The organism is Streptomyces arenae (genome assembly GCF_022343545.1).
In the GTDB taxonomy this organism is placed as follows: Bacteria; Actinomycetota; Actinomycetes; order Streptomycetales; family Streptomycetaceae; genus Streptomyces; species Streptomyces humi.
Genome location: NZ_JAKQYH010000023.1, coordinates 137,328 through 153,815, shown reverse-complemented (window position 1 = coordinate 153,815; position 16,488 = coordinate 137,328). Strand labels below are relative to the sequence as shown.

Sequence of the window (16,488 nt, the reverse complement as noted above, 5' to 3'; positions counted from 1 at the left end):
TCTCTCACAGCGAGTGCTCCGCCCTGCGCCCATGCCGCAGCAGCCGGAATTCTGCAACTGGATTTTCATCCGACTCGCGTTCGGTATGCGAACATTCGCGACCGATAGATGTGTAACAAGTCCGTTTCGCAGGGATCTTTCGGCAAACCCTTTGTCCGGATTTTGGAAGATGTACGCCGAAGGTGTGATCGAACCGAGACCTTGCGAGTGTGGTTCGACCATGGCGGATGGCAGATAGTTAGGCGCGTAGAGCTCGGATCAACGAGTCGTGCGCCGTAGGCGGCGTCGACTCGCGGGCGCGGGGAGCACCTGACCGTTTCAGGCGCCGGTGACGGCGACGTGTCAAGTGCTCCTCCATGCGGTGAACCAATGGACTCTTTAGGAGGAGCCCCATGCGTGGTGCCAAGAGCGCCAAGTGGGTTGCGATAGCTGCGGTTGTGGCGCTGGGGGCCACGGCGTGTGGCGGCGGCAGCGACGACAAGGGCAGCAGCAAGGCCGCGACCGACCCTAACGGTGTGTTTTCGGTCGAGTCCGGCGAGCCGCAGAACCCGCTGCAGCCGGCCAACACCATGGAGTCCTACGGCAGCATCGTCATCAAGTCGCTCTTCTCGCAGCTGGTCTCCTACGACTCCGCGGGCAAGATCGTCATGGTCAATGCCCAGTCGGTGGACAGCAAGGACAACAAGACCTTCACGGTCAAGCTGAAGCCGGGCTGGAAGTTCCACGACGGCACCGCGGTCACCGCCGACTCCTACGTCAAGGCGTGGAACTGGGCCGCCGCCCCGGCGAACAAGCAGACCAACAGCTTCTGGTTCTCCGACATCCAGGGCTACGACGACGTCGCGCCGGCCAAGGGCAAGCCGAAGGCCACCTCGCTCTCCGGTCTGAAGGTCGTCGACGACAACACCTTCACGATCACGCTCTCCAAGCCGATGCCGTACTTCGTGTACAAGCTCGGCTACGAGGTCTTCTCGCCGCTGCCCGAGTCCTTCTACAAGGACCCGAAGGCCGCCGGCCAGCACCCGATCGGCAACGGCCCGTACAAGTTCGTCAGCTGGCAGCACAAGAAGCAGATCCAGGTCGCCAAGTTCGACGGCTACAAGGGTCCGGACGCCGCCAAGAACGGTGGCGTGATCTTCAAGAACTACGCCACCCCCGAGACGGCGTACGAGGACCTGAAGTCGGGCAACGTCGACGTCCTGACCCAGATCGCCCCCAAGGACCTGCCGGTCTACAAGCAGGACCTCGGCGACCGCGCGGTCGACCAGCCGATCTCCGCGATCCAGACCATCGCGCCGGCGTTCTACACCAAGCAGTGGAAGAACATCAACCCGAAGGTCCTCCAGGGCCTCTCGATGGCGATCGACCGCGCCACCATCACCAAGACCGTGCTCAACGGCACCCGTGAGCCCGCGACGGGCTGGGTCGCCAAGGGCGTCCTCGGCTTCCAGCCGAACGCGGCCGGTGACGTCACCACGTACAACGCGGCGAAGGCCAAGCAGCTCATCAAGGAGGGTGGCGGCGTTCCGGGCAACTCCATCACCATCCAGTACAACGCGGACGGCGGTCACAAGGACTGGGTGGACGCGGTCTGCAACTCCATCACCAACGCCACCGGTGTGAAGTGCGCGGGCGACTCGAAGGCCGACTTCCAGGCCGACCTGAACGCGCGTGACGCGCACCAGGTCAAGTCCCTGTACCGCTCGGGCTGGGTGCTCGACTTCCCGATGAACGCCAACTTCATCCGTGACCTGTACGGCTCCAAGTCGGACGGCAACCAGAGCGGCTTCTCCAACGCGAAGGTCGACGCGGACATCGCCGCCGCCGACTCCGCCAGCTCGCTGGAGGAGTCGGAGCAGAAGTACCAGGCCATCGAGAAGGAGCTGGTCAACTACATGCCCAGCATTCCGCTCTGGTACTACAAGGTCAACGCGGGCTACTCGGAGAAGGTGTCCGGAGTCAAGTTCGACCAGGCCGGCGACCCGGTGCTCACCGGCGTTCAGGTCGCGAAGAAGTAATCACAAGCCCGTATCCGGGGCGCGGTTCCGCCGCGCCCCGGGCAACGGCAGTAACTGGGGGCCCTTTCCGTACGCATCATTCAACGGTGCGCGGGGAAAGGGCCCGTCGGCTGCCGCTGTGACTGACATGGAGGCACGATGGGGCGCTACGTCGCACGACGACTGCTCCAGATGATCCCGGTCTTCATCGGGACAACCCTGCTGATCTTCCTCATGGTCTACGCCCTGCCCGGCGACCCCGTGCGAGGACTGTTCGGCGACAAGGGCGGCAGCCCGCAGGTGATCGCCCAGCTGAGACATCAGTACGGCTTGGACCAGCCGATCCTGGTCCAGTACTGGCACTACATGAAGAACATGATCCTGCACGGCGACTTCGGTACGCAGATCGCGAGCGGCCGTCCGGTCACGGACGTGCTCGGCGACGCGTTCCCCGTCACCCTCCGTCTGGCCGGTCTCTCCTTCCTCATCGAGATGGTGTTCGGCATCGCCCTGGGCATCGTCGCCGGTCTGCGCGCCGGGCGTGTCACCGACAACGCGATCCTGCTGTTCACCCTGCTGCTGATCTCGGTGCCGGTGTTCGTCCTCGGTTACATCCTCAAGGTCATCTTCGCCTTCGACCTGAACTGGCTGCCACCGAACGTCAACGACCCGACGAACTACAACGAGATGCTGATGCCGGCCATCGTGCTGGCGACCGCGTCCCTCGCGTACGTGACCCGGCTCACCCGGACCTCGATCGCCGAGAACCTGCGCGCCGACTACATCCGTACGGCCATCGCGAAGGGCCTGCCGAAGCGGCGCGTGGTGGGCGTCCACCTCATGCGCAACTCGCTGATCCCGGTGGTCACCTACCTGGGTACCGACATCGGCGCCCTCATGGGCGGTGCCGTCGTCACCGAGGGCCTCTTCAACATCCAGGGCATCGGAGGCACGATCTACCAGTCGATCGTGCGCCGTGAAGGCACCACCCTCGTGGGCCTGGTGACCATCCTGGTCCTCGTCTACCTGCTCGCCAACCTGCTCGTCGACCTGCTTTATGCGGTCCTTGACCCGAGGATTCGCTATGCCTGACGTGACCAAGACCGTGCCCGAGGCCGCTGCCGAGGACGCCGCCGTCGCGGCGGCCGGAGGGGCACTGCCCGAGCCGGGCAAGCCGGAGAAGACGCGCAGCCTGTGGGGCGACGCCTGGCAGGACCTGCGACGCAGCTGGATCTTCCTCGTCTCGGCGGCGCTGATCCTGCTGCTGCTGACGATCACCTTCTTCCCCGGCTGGTTCACCGGCGCCAACCCGACCTCGGGCGACCTGGCCAAGCACTTCCTGCAGAAGCCCAAGCTCGGCAACTTCTTCTCGGCCGACTGGCTGGGCTACGACCAGCAGGGCCGCAGCGTCTACGCCCGTGTCATCTACGGCGCCCGCGCCTCCATAGCGGTGGGCTTCGGCACCACGGTCGCGGTGACCGTCGTGGGTGGTCTGGTCGGCATGATCGCCGGTTACTTCGGCGGCATCGTCGACTCGATCCTGTCCCGGCTGACGGACGTCTTCTTCGGCATCCCGTTCCTGCTCGGCACGATGGTCTTCCTCACCTCCTTCCAGAACCGCACGACCTGGGTCGTCATCGGCGCCCTGAGCTTCTTCGGCTGGACCCAGATAGCCCGCGTGATGCGCGGCGCGGTGATCACGACCAAGCAGTCCGACTACGTGCACGCAGCCAAGGCGCTGGGCGCGAGCACACCGCGCATCATGTTCCGGCACATCCTGCCGAACACGCTGGCACCGGTGATCGTCGTCGCCACCATCTCGCTCGGCATCTACATCTCCGCCGAGGCCACCCTGTCGTACCTGGGACTCGGTCTGAACGGCGTGTCCTGGGGCAACGACATCTCCGACGGCGGCAACCAGATCCGAGTGGCGCAGTGGATCATGCTGTACCCCTCGATCATGCTGATCGTCACCGTGCTGGCGTTCATCATGCTCGGTGAGGCCGTGCGCAACGCCCTTGACCCGAAGATGCGCTGAGGGAGGCGTACGTGACCATCATCGAAGAAGCCTTCGTGCCCTCGCCGCGTGACACCGACGGCGGCCCGCTCCTCGAAGTGCGGGACCTGCACGTCGAGTTCCACACCCGCGAGGGCGTCGTCAAGGCAGTCAACGGCGTCAACTACAGCGTCGCCGCGGGCGAGACCCTCGCCGTCCTCGGTGAGTCCGGTTCCGGCAAGTCCGTGACCGCGCAGGCCATCATGGGCATCCTCGACATGCCCCCGGCGAAGATCCCGCAGGGCGAGATCCGCTTCCTCGGCCAGGACATGCTCACCATGTCCGCCGACGAGCGCCGCAAGATCCGCGGCCAGCGCATCGCCATGATCTTCCAGGACGCGCTCAGCTCGCTGAACCCGGTGCTGTCCGTCGGCTACCAGCTCGGCGAGATGTTCCGGGTCCACCAGGGCATGTCCAAGAAGGACGCCAAGGCCAAGGCGATCGAGCTGATGGACCGGGTGAAGATCCCGGCCGCGGCGGCCCGCGTGAACGACTACCCGCACCAGTTCTCGGGCGGTATGCGCCAGCGCATCATGATCGCGATGGCGCTGGCCCTGGAGCCCGAGCTGATCATCGCCGACGAGCCGACCACGGCCCTCGACGTGACGGTCCAGGCCCAGGTGATGGACCTGCTCGCGGAGTTGCAGCGCGAGTACAACATGGGTCTGATCCTGATCACCCACGACCTCGGCGTCGTCGCCGACGTCGCGGACAAGATCGCCGTGATGTACGCGGGCCGGATCGTCGAGACCGCCCCGGTCCACGAGCTGTACAAGCGGCCCGCGCACCCCTACACCCGCGGTCTGCTGGACTCGATCCCGCGCCTGGACCAGAAGGGCCAGGAGCTCTACGCGATCAAGGGTCTGCCGCCCAACCTGCTGCGCGTCCCGACCGGTTGCGCATTCAACCCGCGCTGTCCCAAGGCCCAGGACATCTGCCGTACGGACATCCCGGCGCTGCTGCCGGTGACCGAGCAGGACGGCGGCGAACTGCCGGGCCGGGCCTCGGCCTGCCACTTCTGGAAGGAGACGCTCCATGGCTGAGCTCAGCAAGAACGACGAGCCGCAGGACGCCACGCCGAACGTCTCCGACGTGGACGTGGTGGAAGCCGCGTCCGAGGAGGCCTCGGTCGCCGCCATCGAGGCGACCGTCGAGCGGGGCGAGCCGATCCTGCAGGTGCGCAACCTGGTCAAGCACTTCCCGCTGACCCAGGGCATCCTGTTCAAGAAGCAGATCGGCGCGGTCAAGGCCGTCGACGGCGTCTCCTTCGACCTGCACCAGGGCGAGACCCTGGGCATCGTGGGCGAGTCCGGCTGCGGCAAGTCGACGGTGGCCAAGCTTCTGATGAACCTGGAGCAGGCGACGGCCGGCGAGATCTTCTACAAGGGCCAGGACATCACCAAGCTGTCCGGGCGCGCGCTGAAGGCCGTCCGCCGCAACATCCAGATGGTGTTCCAGGACCCGTACACCTCGCTCAACCCGCGTATGACGGTCGGTGACATCATCGGCGAGCCCTTCGACATCCACCCCGAGGTGGCCCCGAAGGGCGACCGGCGCCGCCGGGTGCAGGAACTGCTGGACGTCGTCGGGCTCAACCCCGAGTACATCAACCGGTACCCGCACCAGTTCTCCGGCGGCCAGCGGCAGCGCATCGGCATCGCGCGCGGCCTGGCGCTCAACCCGGAGATCATCATCTGCGACGAGCCGGTGTCCGCGCTGGACGTGTCCGTCCAGGCCCAGGTCATCAACCTGATGGAGCGGCTGCAGGACGAGTTCAACCTGTCGTACATCTTCATCGCGCACGACCTGTCGATCGTCCGGCACATCTCGGACCGGGTCGGGGTCATGTACCTCGGCAAGATCGCCGAGATCGGTTCCGACGAGCAGATCTACGAGCACCCGACGCACCCCTACACCCAGGCGCTGCTGTCGGCGGTCCCGGTCCCCGACCCGGAGGCCCGTGAGCACCGCGAGCGGATCATCCTCACCGGTGACGTGCCCTCGCCGGCCAACCCGCCGTCCGGCTGCCACTTCCGCACCCGCTGCTGGAAGGCCCAGGACAAGTGCGCCGAGGAGGTCCCGCTGCTGGCGATCCCCGAGCGCTTCAAGGCCTCGGACACCCCGGCGTCCCACGAGTCGGCCTGCCACTTCGCGGAGGAGAAGGACGTCGTCCACGCGGCCTGACGCCCGACCCCACCACGGTTCCCGGTATCCCCGAGGGGTACCGGGAACCGTCATGTCCCGAGGAGGCGGCCCGGATGCTGCACCATGTCGAGCTGTGGGTTCCCGACCTGTCGCGCGCGGCCGCCGAATGGGGCTGGCTGCTGGGCCGGCTCGGCTACCGCCCGTACCAGGAGTGGGCGGACGGCCGTAGCTGGCGGATGGGGGAGACCTATCTCGTCGTCGAGCAGTCGCCCGCGCTGACGGCAGGCGCGCACGAGCGGACCCGTCCCGGTCTCAACCACCTCGCGTTCCACGCCGGGCCGCCCGGCCAGGTCGACGAACTGGCGGACAGCGCGCCCGCGCACGGGTGGTCGCCCCTGTTCGCCGACCGCTACCCGCACGCGGGCGGACCGCGGCACTACGCGGCCTATCTCGTGAACAGCGACGGTTTCGAGGTGGAACTGGTCGCCGCCGACGAACCGCCGGCCGGGCTCACGCCGTGATCCGGGCCTGTGCCCAGTGGCAGGCCACCTGACGGTCGGTGGTGCCGTCCAGGACCTCCGGGTCCTGGGTGCGGCAGGCGTCCGCGACGCCCGCGCGGGCCGCCGTGCCGTCCGCCAGGATCTGGCAGCGGGCGTGGAAGCGGCAGCCGCCCGGGACGCGGGACGGGTCGGGCGGCTCACCGGTCAGCACCACGGGCTCGCCCGGCGCCTCCGGCAGGACCGACAGCAGCGCCTGGGTGTAGGGGTGCCGGGGAGCCGTGAGGACCTGCTCGACGTCCCCCGTCTCCACGATCCGGCCCAGGTACATCACCGCGACCCGGTCCGCGATGTTCCAGGCCAGCCCCAGGTCGTGGGTGACCACCAGCGCGGCGAGACCCAGTTCGGCGCGCAGCCGCAGCAGCAGGGCCAGGATCTCGCCGCGCACGGAGGAGTCCAGGGAGGCCACCGGCTCGTCGGCGACGATCAGTTCGGGCTCCAGGACCAGGGCGCCCGCGATCACCACCCGCTGGCGCTGCCCTCCGGACAACTGGTGCGGGTAGCGCAGGAAGAAGCGTTCCGGCGGCCGCAGTCCCGCGTGGGCGAGGGCCGCCGCGACGGCCGCCCGCTCGTCCCCCGTACGGCCGTGGATGCGCAGTCCCTCGGCCACCGCGTCGTACACGGTGTGCCGGGGGTTGAGCGAGCCGGTCGGATCCTGCAGCACCAGCTGGACCCTTCTGCGGTACGCCTTCAGCGCGCGCGAGGAGTACTCCAGGGGCTTCCCGGCGAAGGTGACCCGTCCCGCGGCCGGCCTCACCAGCCCGAGCAGGGAGCGGGCCAGCGTCGTCTTCCCGCAGCCGGACTCGCCGACCAGCGCCACGATCTCCCCGGCCCGGATGCCCAGTTCGACGCCGTCCACGGCCCGGATCCCGGCGGCGCCGTGCCGTCCGGGGAAGACCACGTGCAGCCCCTCGGCGCTGAGCAGCGGCGGCGGTGTCGTCGTCATGAGGTGCTCCTCGCGTCCTCGGCGGCGGAGGCCGGTCCGGGTACCGCCGCCCCCACGTGCACACAGGCGGCCCGCCGGTCCGGTCCGGCGTCCCGCAGCGGCTGGTCCCGCGTGGCGCACACGTCCAGCGGCACCGGGCAGCGCGGATGGAACGCGCAGCCGGCGGGCAGCGCGGCCGGATCGGGCGGGTCGCCGGGCAGACCGTGCGGCGCGAACCGGGAGGCGGGATCGCCGATGCGCGGGAACGCCGCCGAGAGGGCCCGCGCGTACGGGTGCCGGGCGTCCTCGTAGACCTGGCGGGCGGGGCCCTCCTCGACGACGCGGCCCGCGTACATCACGGTGAGCCGGTCACAGGTGTCGGCGAGCACCGCCAGATCGTGGCTGATCATGATCAGGCCCACGTCCTGGTCCGCCACCAGCCGCTCGATCAGCCGCAGGATCTGCGCCTGGATCATCACGTCCAGGGCCGTCGTCGGCTCGTCGGCGACGATCAGCCGCGGGTCGCAGGCCAGCGCCATGGCGATCATCACGCGCTGGCGCTGGCCACCGGACAGCTCGTGCGGATACGCGGCGGCCCGGGACGCCGGCAGGCCCACGTGCTCCAGCAGTTCACCGGCCCGCCGCCGGGCCGCGGCGGCCGTCGCCCCGCGGTGCAGCAGGACCGGCTCGGCGATCTGGTCGCCGACCCGGTGCACCGGGTTGAGCGAGTGCATCGCCCCCTGGAACACGATCGAGGCGCCCGCCCAGCGCACCGCCCGCACCTGCCCCCAGCGCATGGTCAGCACGTCCTCGCCGTTCAGCAGGACCTCCCCGGACACCCGCGTCCCGGCCGGCAGGAGTCTGAGCAGCGCCAGCGCCAGCGTGGACTTGCCGCACCCCGACTCGCCCGCGATGCCCAGCTTGCGACCCGCGGCCAGCGCGAGGTCCACGCCCCGCACCGCGGCCGCGCCGCCCGGGTAGGTCACCTCCAGGTCCCGGACCTCCAGCAGGGTCAACGAGCCACCCCCAGCCTGGGATCGAGGACGGCCTCCACCGCACGCCCGCACAGTGTGAACGCCAGCGCGACCACCGCGATCGCGATGCCCGGCGGCATCAGGTACCACCAGTCCCCGGCGCTGACCGCCCCGGCCTCACGCGCGTCCTGAAGCAGCCCGCCCCACGAGATGACCGTTGGATCACCGAGCCCCAGGAAGGCCAGCGTCGCCTCCGCGAGGATCGAGGAGGAGATCATCAGCGTGGTCTGGGCGAGGACCAGCGGCATCACGTTGGGCAGCACGTGCCGGGTCATGACGTGCCAGTGGCCGCCGCCCAGCGCCCTGGCCCGTTCGATGTACGGCCGGGACTCCACCGCGAGCGTCTGCGCCCGCACCAGGCGGGCCGTCGTCGGCCAGGAGGTGACGCCGATGGCGAGCACCACCGTGCCCAGCGACCGGGACATCACGGTGGCCAGCGCGATGGCGAGCACCAGGGCCGGCATCACCAGGAACCAGTCCGTGATCCGCATCAGCACGGTCGCGTACACCCCCCGGAAGTGGCCCGCGGTGACACCGACGACCGCGCCGATCACCACCGACAGCACCGCCGCGAGCAGCCCGACGAGCAGCGAGACCCGGGAGCCCCACACCACCAGCCCCAGCAGGTCGCGCCCGAACCGGTCGGTGCCCAGCGGGAACGCACCGCTCGGCGCCTCCAGCGGACCGCCCGGCGCGTCGGTCACCCCGGCCACGCCGGAGCCGACGGTCAGCGGCGCGGTCAGCGCCACCAGGGCGAACAGGGCGAGCGCGGTCAGGCCGGCGAGCCCGGCGCGCTGGGTCCGGTACTGCCGCCAGAAGCGTGCGGCGGAGGCCCGGCGCCGCCGCCGGGCCAGGGCACGAGGTCCGGCGGCGGCGCCGGGCGTCCCGGCCTCCGCCGCCCCCGGCGCCGGGGGCGTGGCGCCGGCCGTCATCGGCCCACCCGGGGGTCGAGCAGGGGGTACAACAGGTCGGCCAGAGTGTTCATGACGATCACCGCCGAGGCGAAGAAGAGGAACAGCCCCTGCACCAGGGGCAGGTCGGGCACGCTCAGGGCCTGGTAGAAGAGCCCGCCGAGGCCGGGCCAGGAGAAGACGGTCTCGACCAGGATGACGCCGGCGACGGTCCGGCCGAGGTTGACGAAGACCAGGGTGACCGTGGGCAGCAGGGCGTTCGGGACCGCGTGCCGGCGGCGCACCAGGTCGTCCCGCAGGCCCTTGGCGCGGGCGGTCGTGAGGTAGTCGCTGCCCATCTCGGCCAGCAGCGCCGAGCGGGTGACCAGCAGCGTCTGCCCGTACTCGACCGCGACGAGGGTGAGCACCGGCAGGACGAGGTGATGGGCGACGTCGAGGACGCGGGCGAGGCCCTGCTCGCCGCCCGACTCCATGCCGCCGGTCGGGAAGAGCCCGGGGACCGGGCCGAGGCCCACCCCGAACACGATGATGGCCAGCAGACCCAGCCAGAACGACGGGACGGAGTACAGGGTCAGCGCCAGACCGGTGTTGAGCCGGTCGCCGAGCCGGCCGTGCCGCCAGGCCGAGCGGGTGCCGAGGAACATCCCGAGCGCGGTGTAGATCACGAACGCCGTACCGGTCAGCAGCAGGGTGTTCGGCAGCGCCTCGCCGATCTTGTCGACGACCGGGGCGTGGAACTGGTACGACGTCCCCAGGTCGCCGGTGAGCGCCTTGCGGCAGTAGTCCGTGAACTGCTCCCACACCGGCAGGTCAAGACCGAACTCCTCGCGATACGCGGCGAGTTGCCCGGCCGAGATCGGTCGGCCGCCGGTCATGGTCCGGACCGGGTCGCCGGGGATCAGCCGGAAGAGGAAGAAACCGGTGACGAGGACGGCGAACAGCGAGACGGCGGCACCGCCCGCCTTGGCCGCGCCGTAGCGCAGATAGGCGGCGGCCGTACGGGCCCGCGGTCCGCGGACCGCAGGACCGGCCGGGACCGGCAGCGGGTCCGGACCGGCGGGGGCGGACGGTGCGTCGGGAGCGGTGGGCTGCATGGGCTACTCGCGGTCGTCGGCCGTGGCGCGGCGGCGCCTGGCGAGGAACACCGCGGCGCCCGCCAGGACCACGACGCCCGCGACGACGCCGACGACGATCCCCGTCGAACCGCTCCCTGAGGAGCCCGCGGAGTCGGCCGGTACCGCCGACCACCAGCTCCAGTAGCCGTCCTGTCCGTAGATGTTGCCGGCGGCCTTGGGCATCGTCTCGATCGACGCGATCTGGTCGGTGCGGTAGGCCTCGACGGCGTTCGGGTACGCCATGACGTTCATGTACCCCAGGTCGTACAGCCGGGACTCCAGCTGTTTGACGACAGTGGCCCGTTTGGCGGGGTCGTACTCGGCGAGCTGCCGGGCGTACAGGTCGTCGTAGGCCCGGTCGCAGACGAAGTTGTCGGTCGGGCCGGTGTCCTTGGGGGTGGCCGGCAGGGCGGCGCAGGTGTGGATGGACAGCACGTAGTCCGGGTCGGGGTTGACGGACCAGCCGTCGAAGGCCAGGTCGTACTTGCCCGCGAGCCAGGGGTCGGTGACGTTGTCCAGGCAGTCGAGGGTCATGCCGATGCCCAGCTTGGCCCACCACTCCCTGAGGTACTGGCCCACGGCCTTGTCGTTGGGGTCGGTGGCGTGGCACAGCACCCGGTAGTTCAGCGGTCTGCCGTCCTTGCCGACCCGTCTGCCGTCGGCGTTCTTCCGGTAGCCGGCCTGGTCGAGGAGGCGTGCGGCCTTCGCGGGGTCGTAGCCGAGCGCCTGGCCCGCCGACGGTTTCCAGAAGTACGTGGCGAAGCGCGGCGGGATGTAGCCCTGGCCCTCGACCGCGTGGCCCTGGAACACCTTGTCGACGATGGTCTTCCGGTCGACGGCGAGGAACAGGGCGTGCCGCACCCGCTCGTCGAGCAGGGAGGGGTCGCCGTCGCCGAACTTCCGGCCGTTCTTCGCGCGGGCGCCGGGGTTGGTGGCGAGGGCGTAGAAGCGGCGGCCCGGGGCGTCGTTGACGTGGATGTCCTTGCGGCCCTCGAGCGAGGACGCCTGGGCGGGGGTCAGGGCCGGCGCGCCGGCCACGAAGGAGACCTCGCCCTTGCGCAGGGCGGCCACGGCGGCGTCCTGGTCCTTGTAGTACCGGAAGACCAGCTCGTCGAACTTGGGGGCGCCGCGCCAGAAGTCCTTGTTGGCCCTGAGCCGGACGTAGCTGTCCGCCTTGTAGTCGGTGAGGACGAACGGCCCGTCGCCGACGACGGGGAACTTGGTGTCGTTGTTGAACTTGGAGAAGTCCGGGACGTCCTTCCAGATGTGCTCGGGCACGATCGGCACGTCCAGGGCGGTCATCGTGGCCTGCGGCTTCTTCAGTTCGACGACCAGCTCGGTGGGGCTCGGGGCCGTCACGCTGCGGAAGTTGGTGACGAAGTTGCCGTTCGCGGTGGCGGCCGCCTGGTCCGTCATCAGCTTGCGGAACGTCCACGCCGCGTCCTGGGCGGTCACCTTCTGTCCGTCCGACCACTTCGCGTCGGAGCGGATCGTGTACGTCCAGGTGAGCTTGTCGGCGGAGGCGGTCCACCTGGTGGCGAGGCCGGGGACCGGGTGCGCGTCGCCGGGGTCGTAGTCGGTGAGGTACTCGTACATCAGCCGCTGGACGCTGGTGCTGAGCAGCCGCGTCGCCAGGAAGGGGCTCAGGGAGTCGACGCTCTGCGCGACCGCGACGGTGAGCACCTTGTCGCCGGTGGCGGCCGACGCCTGCTGGGGTAACGGGTCGAGCGGGGTCGCGAGCACCGCCGAGAAGGTCAGGGCGAGGGCACCGGCGGCCACCAGCGGCCGGGGCGCACGGAGGCGGGAGCTGCTCGGGTGTGAACGCCTTGCGCTGTGCTGGGCTTGTGGGCTCATGGGGGGTGTCCTCGCGTCATCGCTCGCACAGGGACGGCTTGTTCGGGCTTCAGGGCCGGGGTCTCGCCTGGTGACGCCAGTTGAGTGATGAGTGTGTCTATCAGCGGCCGTCCGGGTGCGTCAACGGCGCGTGAAGCCAGTGTGGCCTGCACAAAAGGCGAGTTGACGGCGGTCGCGATCACCTTTGGTCTCTACCGGTGAAGGTGGCCTGGTAGAGCGCTGGCGCCGACGGGGCCGCACCCGGGCGGAGCCACCCCTTCGAGTGGGTCCTGCTGCGGATGGGCGTAGCAAATATGCGCTATGCACTATTTCTGATGATATTGACCGGTAATGGATCATCCGTCATGGAGGAGGCAGGCCATGCGTTCAGCGACGCGCGCCCGGGGGGCGGTCTGCGCGGTGGTGGTGGCGCTGGCGGCCACGGCCTGCGGGGGCGGCGGCAGCGGTGGCGGTGGCGGCGAGAGCGGTGTGCTCAGCTCCTCCTGGGGAGACCCCCAGAACCCCCTGGAGCCCGCCAACACCAACGAGGTCCAGGGCGGCAAGGTCCTCGACATGATCTTCCGGGGGCTGAAGAAGTACGACCCGAAGACCGGCAAGGCCCAGAACATGCTCGCCGACAAGATCGACACGACCGACTCGCAGAACTTCACCGTCACCCTCAAGGGCGGCTGGACCTTCTCCAACGGCGAGAAGGTGACCGCCAAGTCCTTCGTGGACGCCTGGAACTACGGCGCGGGCCTGAAGAACAACCAGAAGAACGCCTACTTCTTCGGCTACATCCAGGGCTACGACAAGGTCCACCCGGACAGTGGCACCCAGAGCGCCGACACCCTGTCCGGTCTCCAGGTCGTCGACGACAAGACCTTCACGGTCCGGCTGAACCAGAAGTTCTCCAGCTTCCCCGACACCCTCGGCTACGCGGCCTTCGCGCCGCTTCCCCAGTCGTTCTTCACCGACCACGCCGGGTGGCTGCGGCAGCCGGTCGGCGACGGGCCGTACCGCATCGAGTCGTACACCAAGGGCTCGCAGATGGCGCTGAAGAAGTGGGACGGCTACCCCGGCGACGACAAGGCGCAGAACGGCGGGGTCACCCTCAAGGTCTACACGGACAACGACACCGCCTACACCGACCTGATCGCCGGCAACCTGGACCTCGTCGACGACGTTCCCGCCTCGCAGCTGAAGAACGTCAAGAGCGACCTCGGTGGTCGTTACATCAACACCCCGGCCGGCATCATCCAGACACTCGCCTTCCCCTACTACGACGGCGCCTGGAACAAGAACGGCTCGGAGAAGGTCCGCACCGGCCTGTCCATGGCCATCAACCGCAAGCAGATCACCGACACCATCTTCCAGAACACCCGCACCCCGGCCACCGACTGGACCTCGCCGGTGCTCGGCGCCGACGGCGGGTTCAAGGAAGGGCTGTGCGGGAGCGCCTGCGCGTACGACCCCGCCCAGGCCAAGAAGCTGGTCCAGGAGGGCGGCGGCATCCCCGGCGGCCAGCTCAAGATCACGTACAACGCCGACACCGGCTCGCACAGGATGTGGGTGGACGCCGTGTGCAACTCCATCAACAACGCGCTCGGCAACGACAAGGCGTGCGTCGGGAACCCGGTCGGCACCTTCGCCGACTTCCGCAACCAGATCGGGCAGCACAAGATGAGCGGCCCGTTCCGCGCCGGCTGGCAGATGGACTACCCGCTCATCCAGAACTTCCTCCAGCCGCTCTACTACACCAACGCCTCCTCCAACGACGGCAAGTGGTCGAACAAGGACTTCGACAAGCTCGTCGACCAGGCGAACGCCGAGACCGACACCGCCAAGGCCGTCTCGACGTTCCAGCAGGCCGAGGGTGTCGTCCGCGACAACATGGCCGCCATCCCGCTCTGGTACCAGAACGGCAGCGCCGGCTACTCGGAACGGCTGGCGAACGTGGCGCTCAACCCGTTCAGCGTGCCCGTCTACAACGAGATCAAGGTCAGCTGACCCGGCATGGGACGCTACGTCGTCCGGCGGCTGCTCCAGATGATCCCGGTGTTCGTCGGGGCCACGCTGCTGATCTTCCTGATGGTCAACGTCATGGGCGACCCGATCGCCGGACTGTGCGGCGAACGCGCCTGCGACCCGGCGACCGCCGCCCAGCTGAAGAAGGAGTTCGGACTCGACAAGCCGGTGTGGCAGCAATACCTCACCTACATGGGGAACGTCTTCACCGGCGACTTCGGTACGGCGTTCAACGGCCAGCCGGTCACCGAGCTGATGTCCACCGCGTTCCCCGTCACCATCAGGCTGACGATCGTGGCCATCCTCTTCGAGATCGTCATCGGCATCACCCTGGGCGTGCTCACCGGGATGCGGCGCGGCCGGCCCGTCGACACCGGTGTGCTGCTCGCCACCCTGGTCGTCATCTCCGTGCCCACCTTCGTCACCGGTCTGCTGCTCCAGCTGCTGCTCGGCGTCGAATGGGGCTGGATCAGACCCTCCGTCTCCCCGGACGCCGGCTTCGGCGAGCTGATCGTGCCGGGGCTCGTCCTCGCCTCCGTCTCGCTCGCCTACGTGACCCGGCTGGCCCGGACCTCCATCGCCGAGAACAGGCGCAGCGACTACGTCCGCACGGCCGTCGCCAAGGGCCTGCCCCGGCGCCGGGTCGTCACCCGCCATCTGCTGCGCAACTCCCTCATCCCCGTCGTCACCTTCATCGGCACCGACATCGGCGCGCTGATGGGCGGGGCGATCGTCACCGAGCGGATCTTCAACATCCACGGCGTCGGCTACCAGCTCTACCAGGGGATCCTGCGGCAGAACACGCAGACCGTCGTCGGCTTCGTGACGGTCCTGGTCCTCGTCTTCCTGGTGGCCAACCTCCTCGTCGACCTCCTGTACGCCGTACTCGACCCGAGGATCCGCTATGCCTGAGCAGCCGTTCGAGTCGGGCCGGGCGATCGCGGGGACGGGGGCGGGCGGGGCGATGGACCTCGCGACGACCGAGGCCGAGACGCTGGAGCGGGCGCCGGGCGGCCCGCTTGGCACCGGCCCGGCCGACCGGCCCCGCTCACTCTGGTCCGACGCGTGGCGGGACCTGCGCCGCAACCCGGTCTTCATCGTCTCCGGCCTGGTCATCCTCTTCCTGGTCGTCATCTCCCTGTGGCCGTCCCTGATCGCCTCCGGCAGCCCTCTCCAGTGCGACCTCGCCAAGGCCCAGGAGGGCTCCCAGCCGGGCGCGCCCTTCGGGTACGACGGACAGGGCTGCAACGTGTACACCCGGACCGTCTACGGGGCCCGTACGTCCGTCACGGTGGGCGTCTGCGCCACGCTCGGGGTCGCCCTGCTCGGGTCGGTCCTCGGCGGCCTCGCCGGGTTCTTCGGCGGCTTCTGGGACTCGATCCTGTCCCGGATCACCGACGTCTTCTTCGCGATCCCGGTCGTCCTCGGCGGTCTCGTCCTGCTCTCGGTGGTCACCAGCAACACGGTCTGGCCGGTCATCGGCTTCATGGTGCTGCTCGGCTGGCCGCAGATCTCCCGGATCGCCCGCGGCTCGGTGATCACCGCGAAGCAGAACGACTACGTGCAGGCCGCCCGCGCCCTCGGCGCCTCCCACTCCCGGATCCTGCTGCGGCACATCGCGCCCAACGCCGTCGCCCCCGTGATCGTGGTGGCGACCATCGCCCTCGGCACCTTCATCGCGCTGGAGGCGACCCTGTCGTACCTGGGCGTCGGTCTGAAGCCGCCCAGCGTCTCCTGGGGCATCGACATCTCGGCGGCCTCCCCGTACATCCGCAACGCCCCGCACGCGCTGCTGTGGCCCTCCGGGGCGCTCGCGCTGACCGTCCTGGCCTTCATCATGCTCGGCGACGCGGTGCGCGACGCCCTCGACCCGAAGCTGAGGTGAGC

14 protein-coding genes are annotated in these 16,488 nt (G+C 69.2%); 9 read left to right on the top strand and 5 right to left on the bottom strand.

Annotation, left to right across the window (positions count from 1 at the left end):
• Positions 1 to 392 precede the first annotated feature (392 nt).
• The 6 genes from MB828_RS12640 to MB828_RS12615 all read left to right on the top strand — a co-directional run bounded on the left by MB828_RS12640 (position 393) and on the right by MB828_RS12615 (position 6,719).
• On the top strand, positions 393 to 2,018 hold the full coding sequence (locus MB828_RS12640; protein WP_133025467.1) for a peptide ABC transporter substrate-binding protein: 1,626 nt from the start codon (positions 393 to 395) through the stop codon (positions 2,016 to 2,018).
• A gap of 138 nt (positions 2,019 to 2,156) precedes the next feature.
• The gene (locus tag MB828_RS12635; protein WP_046733861.1) at positions 2,157 to 3,089 is read left to right on the top strand and encodes an ABC transporter permease; all 933 of its coding nucleotides are present in this window, start codon (positions 2,157 to 2,159) and stop codon (positions 3,087 to 3,089) included.
• A complete protein-coding gene (locus tag MB828_RS12630; RefSeq protein ID WP_301648214.1) occupies positions 3,082 to 4,035 on the top strand; it encodes an ABC transporter permease in 954 nt (317 codons plus the stop codon). The genes MB828_RS12635 and MB828_RS12630 overlap by 8 nt, the downstream gene beginning before the upstream one ends.
• 11 nt (positions 4,036 to 4,046) lie before the next feature.
• Positions 4,047 to 5,096 (top strand): ABC transporter ATP-binding protein, encoded by a 1,050-nt coding sequence (locus MB828_RS12625; RefSeq protein WP_301648213.1) that lies wholly within the window; start codon positions 4,047 to 4,049, stop codon positions 5,094 to 5,096.
• Positions 5,089 to 6,237 (top strand): ABC transporter ATP-binding protein, encoded by a 1,149-nt coding sequence (locus tag MB828_RS12620; protein ID WP_046733858.1) that lies wholly within the window; start codon positions 5,089 to 5,091, stop codon positions 6,235 to 6,237. The genes MB828_RS12625 and MB828_RS12620 overlap by 8 nt, the downstream gene beginning before the upstream one ends.
• 74 nt (positions 6,238 to 6,311) lie before the next feature.
• Positions 6,312 to 6,719: a VOC family protein gene (locus tag MB828_RS12615; protein WP_301648212.1), complete on the top strand. Its 408-nt coding sequence runs from the start codon at positions 6,312 to 6,314 to the stop codon at positions 6,717 to 6,719.
• On the opposite strand, the gene MB828_RS12610 is transcribed toward MB828_RS12615, so the two are convergent.
• From MB828_RS12610 to MB828_RS12590, 5 genes are read right to left on the bottom strand one after another with little or no spacing between them, the layout of a single operon-like run.
• On the bottom strand, positions 6,709 to 7,701 hold the full coding sequence (locus tag MB828_RS12610; RefSeq protein ID WP_301648211.1) for an ABC transporter ATP-binding protein: 993 nt from the start codon (positions 7,699 to 7,701) through the stop codon (positions 6,709 to 6,711). The genes MB828_RS12615 and MB828_RS12610 overlap by 11 nt on opposite strands.
• The gene (locus MB828_RS12605; protein ID WP_301648210.1) at positions 7,698 to 8,696 is read right to left on the bottom strand and encodes an ABC transporter ATP-binding protein; all 999 of its coding nucleotides are present in this window, start codon (positions 8,694 to 8,696) and stop codon (positions 7,698 to 7,700) included. Before MB828_RS12605 ends, MB828_RS12610 begins: the two co-directional genes overlap by 4 nt.
• Complete coding sequence (locus MB828_RS12600) at positions 8,693 to 9,646, bottom strand: ABC transporter permease (protein WP_301648209.1); 954 nt, start codon at positions 9,644 to 9,646, stop codon at positions 8,693 to 8,695. The genes MB828_RS12605 and MB828_RS12600 overlap by 4 nt, the downstream gene beginning before the upstream one ends.
• A complete protein-coding gene (locus tag MB828_RS12595; protein ID WP_301648208.1) occupies positions 9,643 to 10,719 on the bottom strand; it encodes an ABC transporter permease in 1,077 nt (358 codons plus the stop codon). Before MB828_RS12595 ends, MB828_RS12600 begins: the two co-directional genes overlap by 4 nt.
• A 3-nt stretch (positions 10,720 to 10,722) precedes the next feature.
• Entirely contained in the window at positions 10,723 to 12,594 is a 1,872-nt protein-coding gene (locus MB828_RS12590) for an ABC transporter substrate-binding protein (RefSeq protein WP_301648207.1), read from the bottom strand.
• A gap of 360 nt (positions 12,595 to 12,954) precedes the next feature.
• Between MB828_RS12590 and MB828_RS12585 the strand changes: the two genes are divergently transcribed.
• From MB828_RS12585 to MB828_RS12575, 3 genes are read left to right on the top strand one after another with little or no spacing between them, the layout of a single operon-like run.
• Positions 12,955 to 14,583 carry a peptide ABC transporter substrate-binding protein gene (locus MB828_RS12585; RefSeq protein WP_301648206.1) on the top strand — a complete coding sequence of 543 codons (1,629 nt, stop codon included), beginning with the start codon at positions 12,955 to 12,957 and terminating at the stop codon, positions 14,581 to 14,583.
• Between the two features lie 6 nt (positions 14,584 to 14,589).
• On the top strand, positions 14,590 to 15,513 hold the full coding sequence (locus MB828_RS12580) for an ABC transporter permease (protein ID WP_301648205.1): 924 nt from the start codon (positions 14,590 to 14,592) through the stop codon (positions 15,511 to 15,513).
• Entirely contained in the window at positions 15,506 to 16,486 is a 981-nt protein-coding gene (locus MB828_RS12575) for an ABC transporter permease (protein WP_133025457.1), read from the top strand. Before MB828_RS12580 ends, MB828_RS12575 begins: the two co-directional genes overlap by 8 nt.
• Positions 16,487 to 16,488: the final 2 nt, after the last annotated feature.

Coding starts and splice junctions, on each gene's coding strand:
- MB828_RS12640 (WP_133025467.1), top strand. CDS start 393: ATGCGTGGTGCCAAGAGCGCCAAGTGGGTTGCGATAGCTGCGGTTGTG.
- MB828_RS12635 (WP_046733861.1), top strand. CDS start 2,157: ATGGGGCGCTACGTCGCACGACGACTGCTCCAGATGATCCCGGTCTTC.
- MB828_RS12630 (WP_301648214.1), top strand. CDS start 3,082: ATGCCTGACGTGACCAAGACCGTGCCCGAGGCCGCTGCCGAGGACGCC.
- MB828_RS12620 (WP_046733858.1), top strand. CDS start 5,089: ATGGCTGAGCTCAGCAAGAACGACGAGCCGCAGGACGCCACGCCGAAC.
- MB828_RS12615 (WP_301648212.1), top strand. CDS start 6,312: ATGCTGCACCATGTCGAGCTGTGGGTTCCCGACCTGTCGCGCGCGGCC.
- MB828_RS12610 (WP_301648211.1), bottom strand. CDS start 7,701: ATGACGACGACACCGCCGCCGCTGCTCAGCGCCGAGGGGCTGCACGTG.
- MB828_RS12600 (WP_301648209.1), bottom strand. CDS start 9,646: ATGACGGCCGGCGCCACGCCCCCGGCGCCGGGGGCGGCGGAGGCCGGG.
- MB828_RS12595 (WP_301648208.1), bottom strand. CDS start 10,719: ATGCAGCCCACCGCTCCCGACGCACCGTCCGCCCCCGCCGGTCCGGAC.
- MB828_RS12590 (WP_301648207.1), bottom strand. CDS start 12,594: ATGAGCCCACAAGCCCAGCACAGCGCAAGGCGTTCACACCCGAGCAGC.
- MB828_RS12585 (WP_301648206.1), top strand. CDS start 12,955: ATGCGTTCAGCGACGCGCGCCCGGGGGGCGGTCTGCGCGGTGGTGGTG.
- MB828_RS12580 (WP_301648205.1), top strand. CDS start 14,590: ATGGGACGCTACGTCGTCCGGCGGCTGCTCCAGATGATCCCGGTGTTC.
- MB828_RS12575 (WP_133025457.1), top strand. CDS start 15,506: ATGCCTGAGCAGCCGTTCGAGTCGGGCCGGGCGATCGCGGGGACGGGG.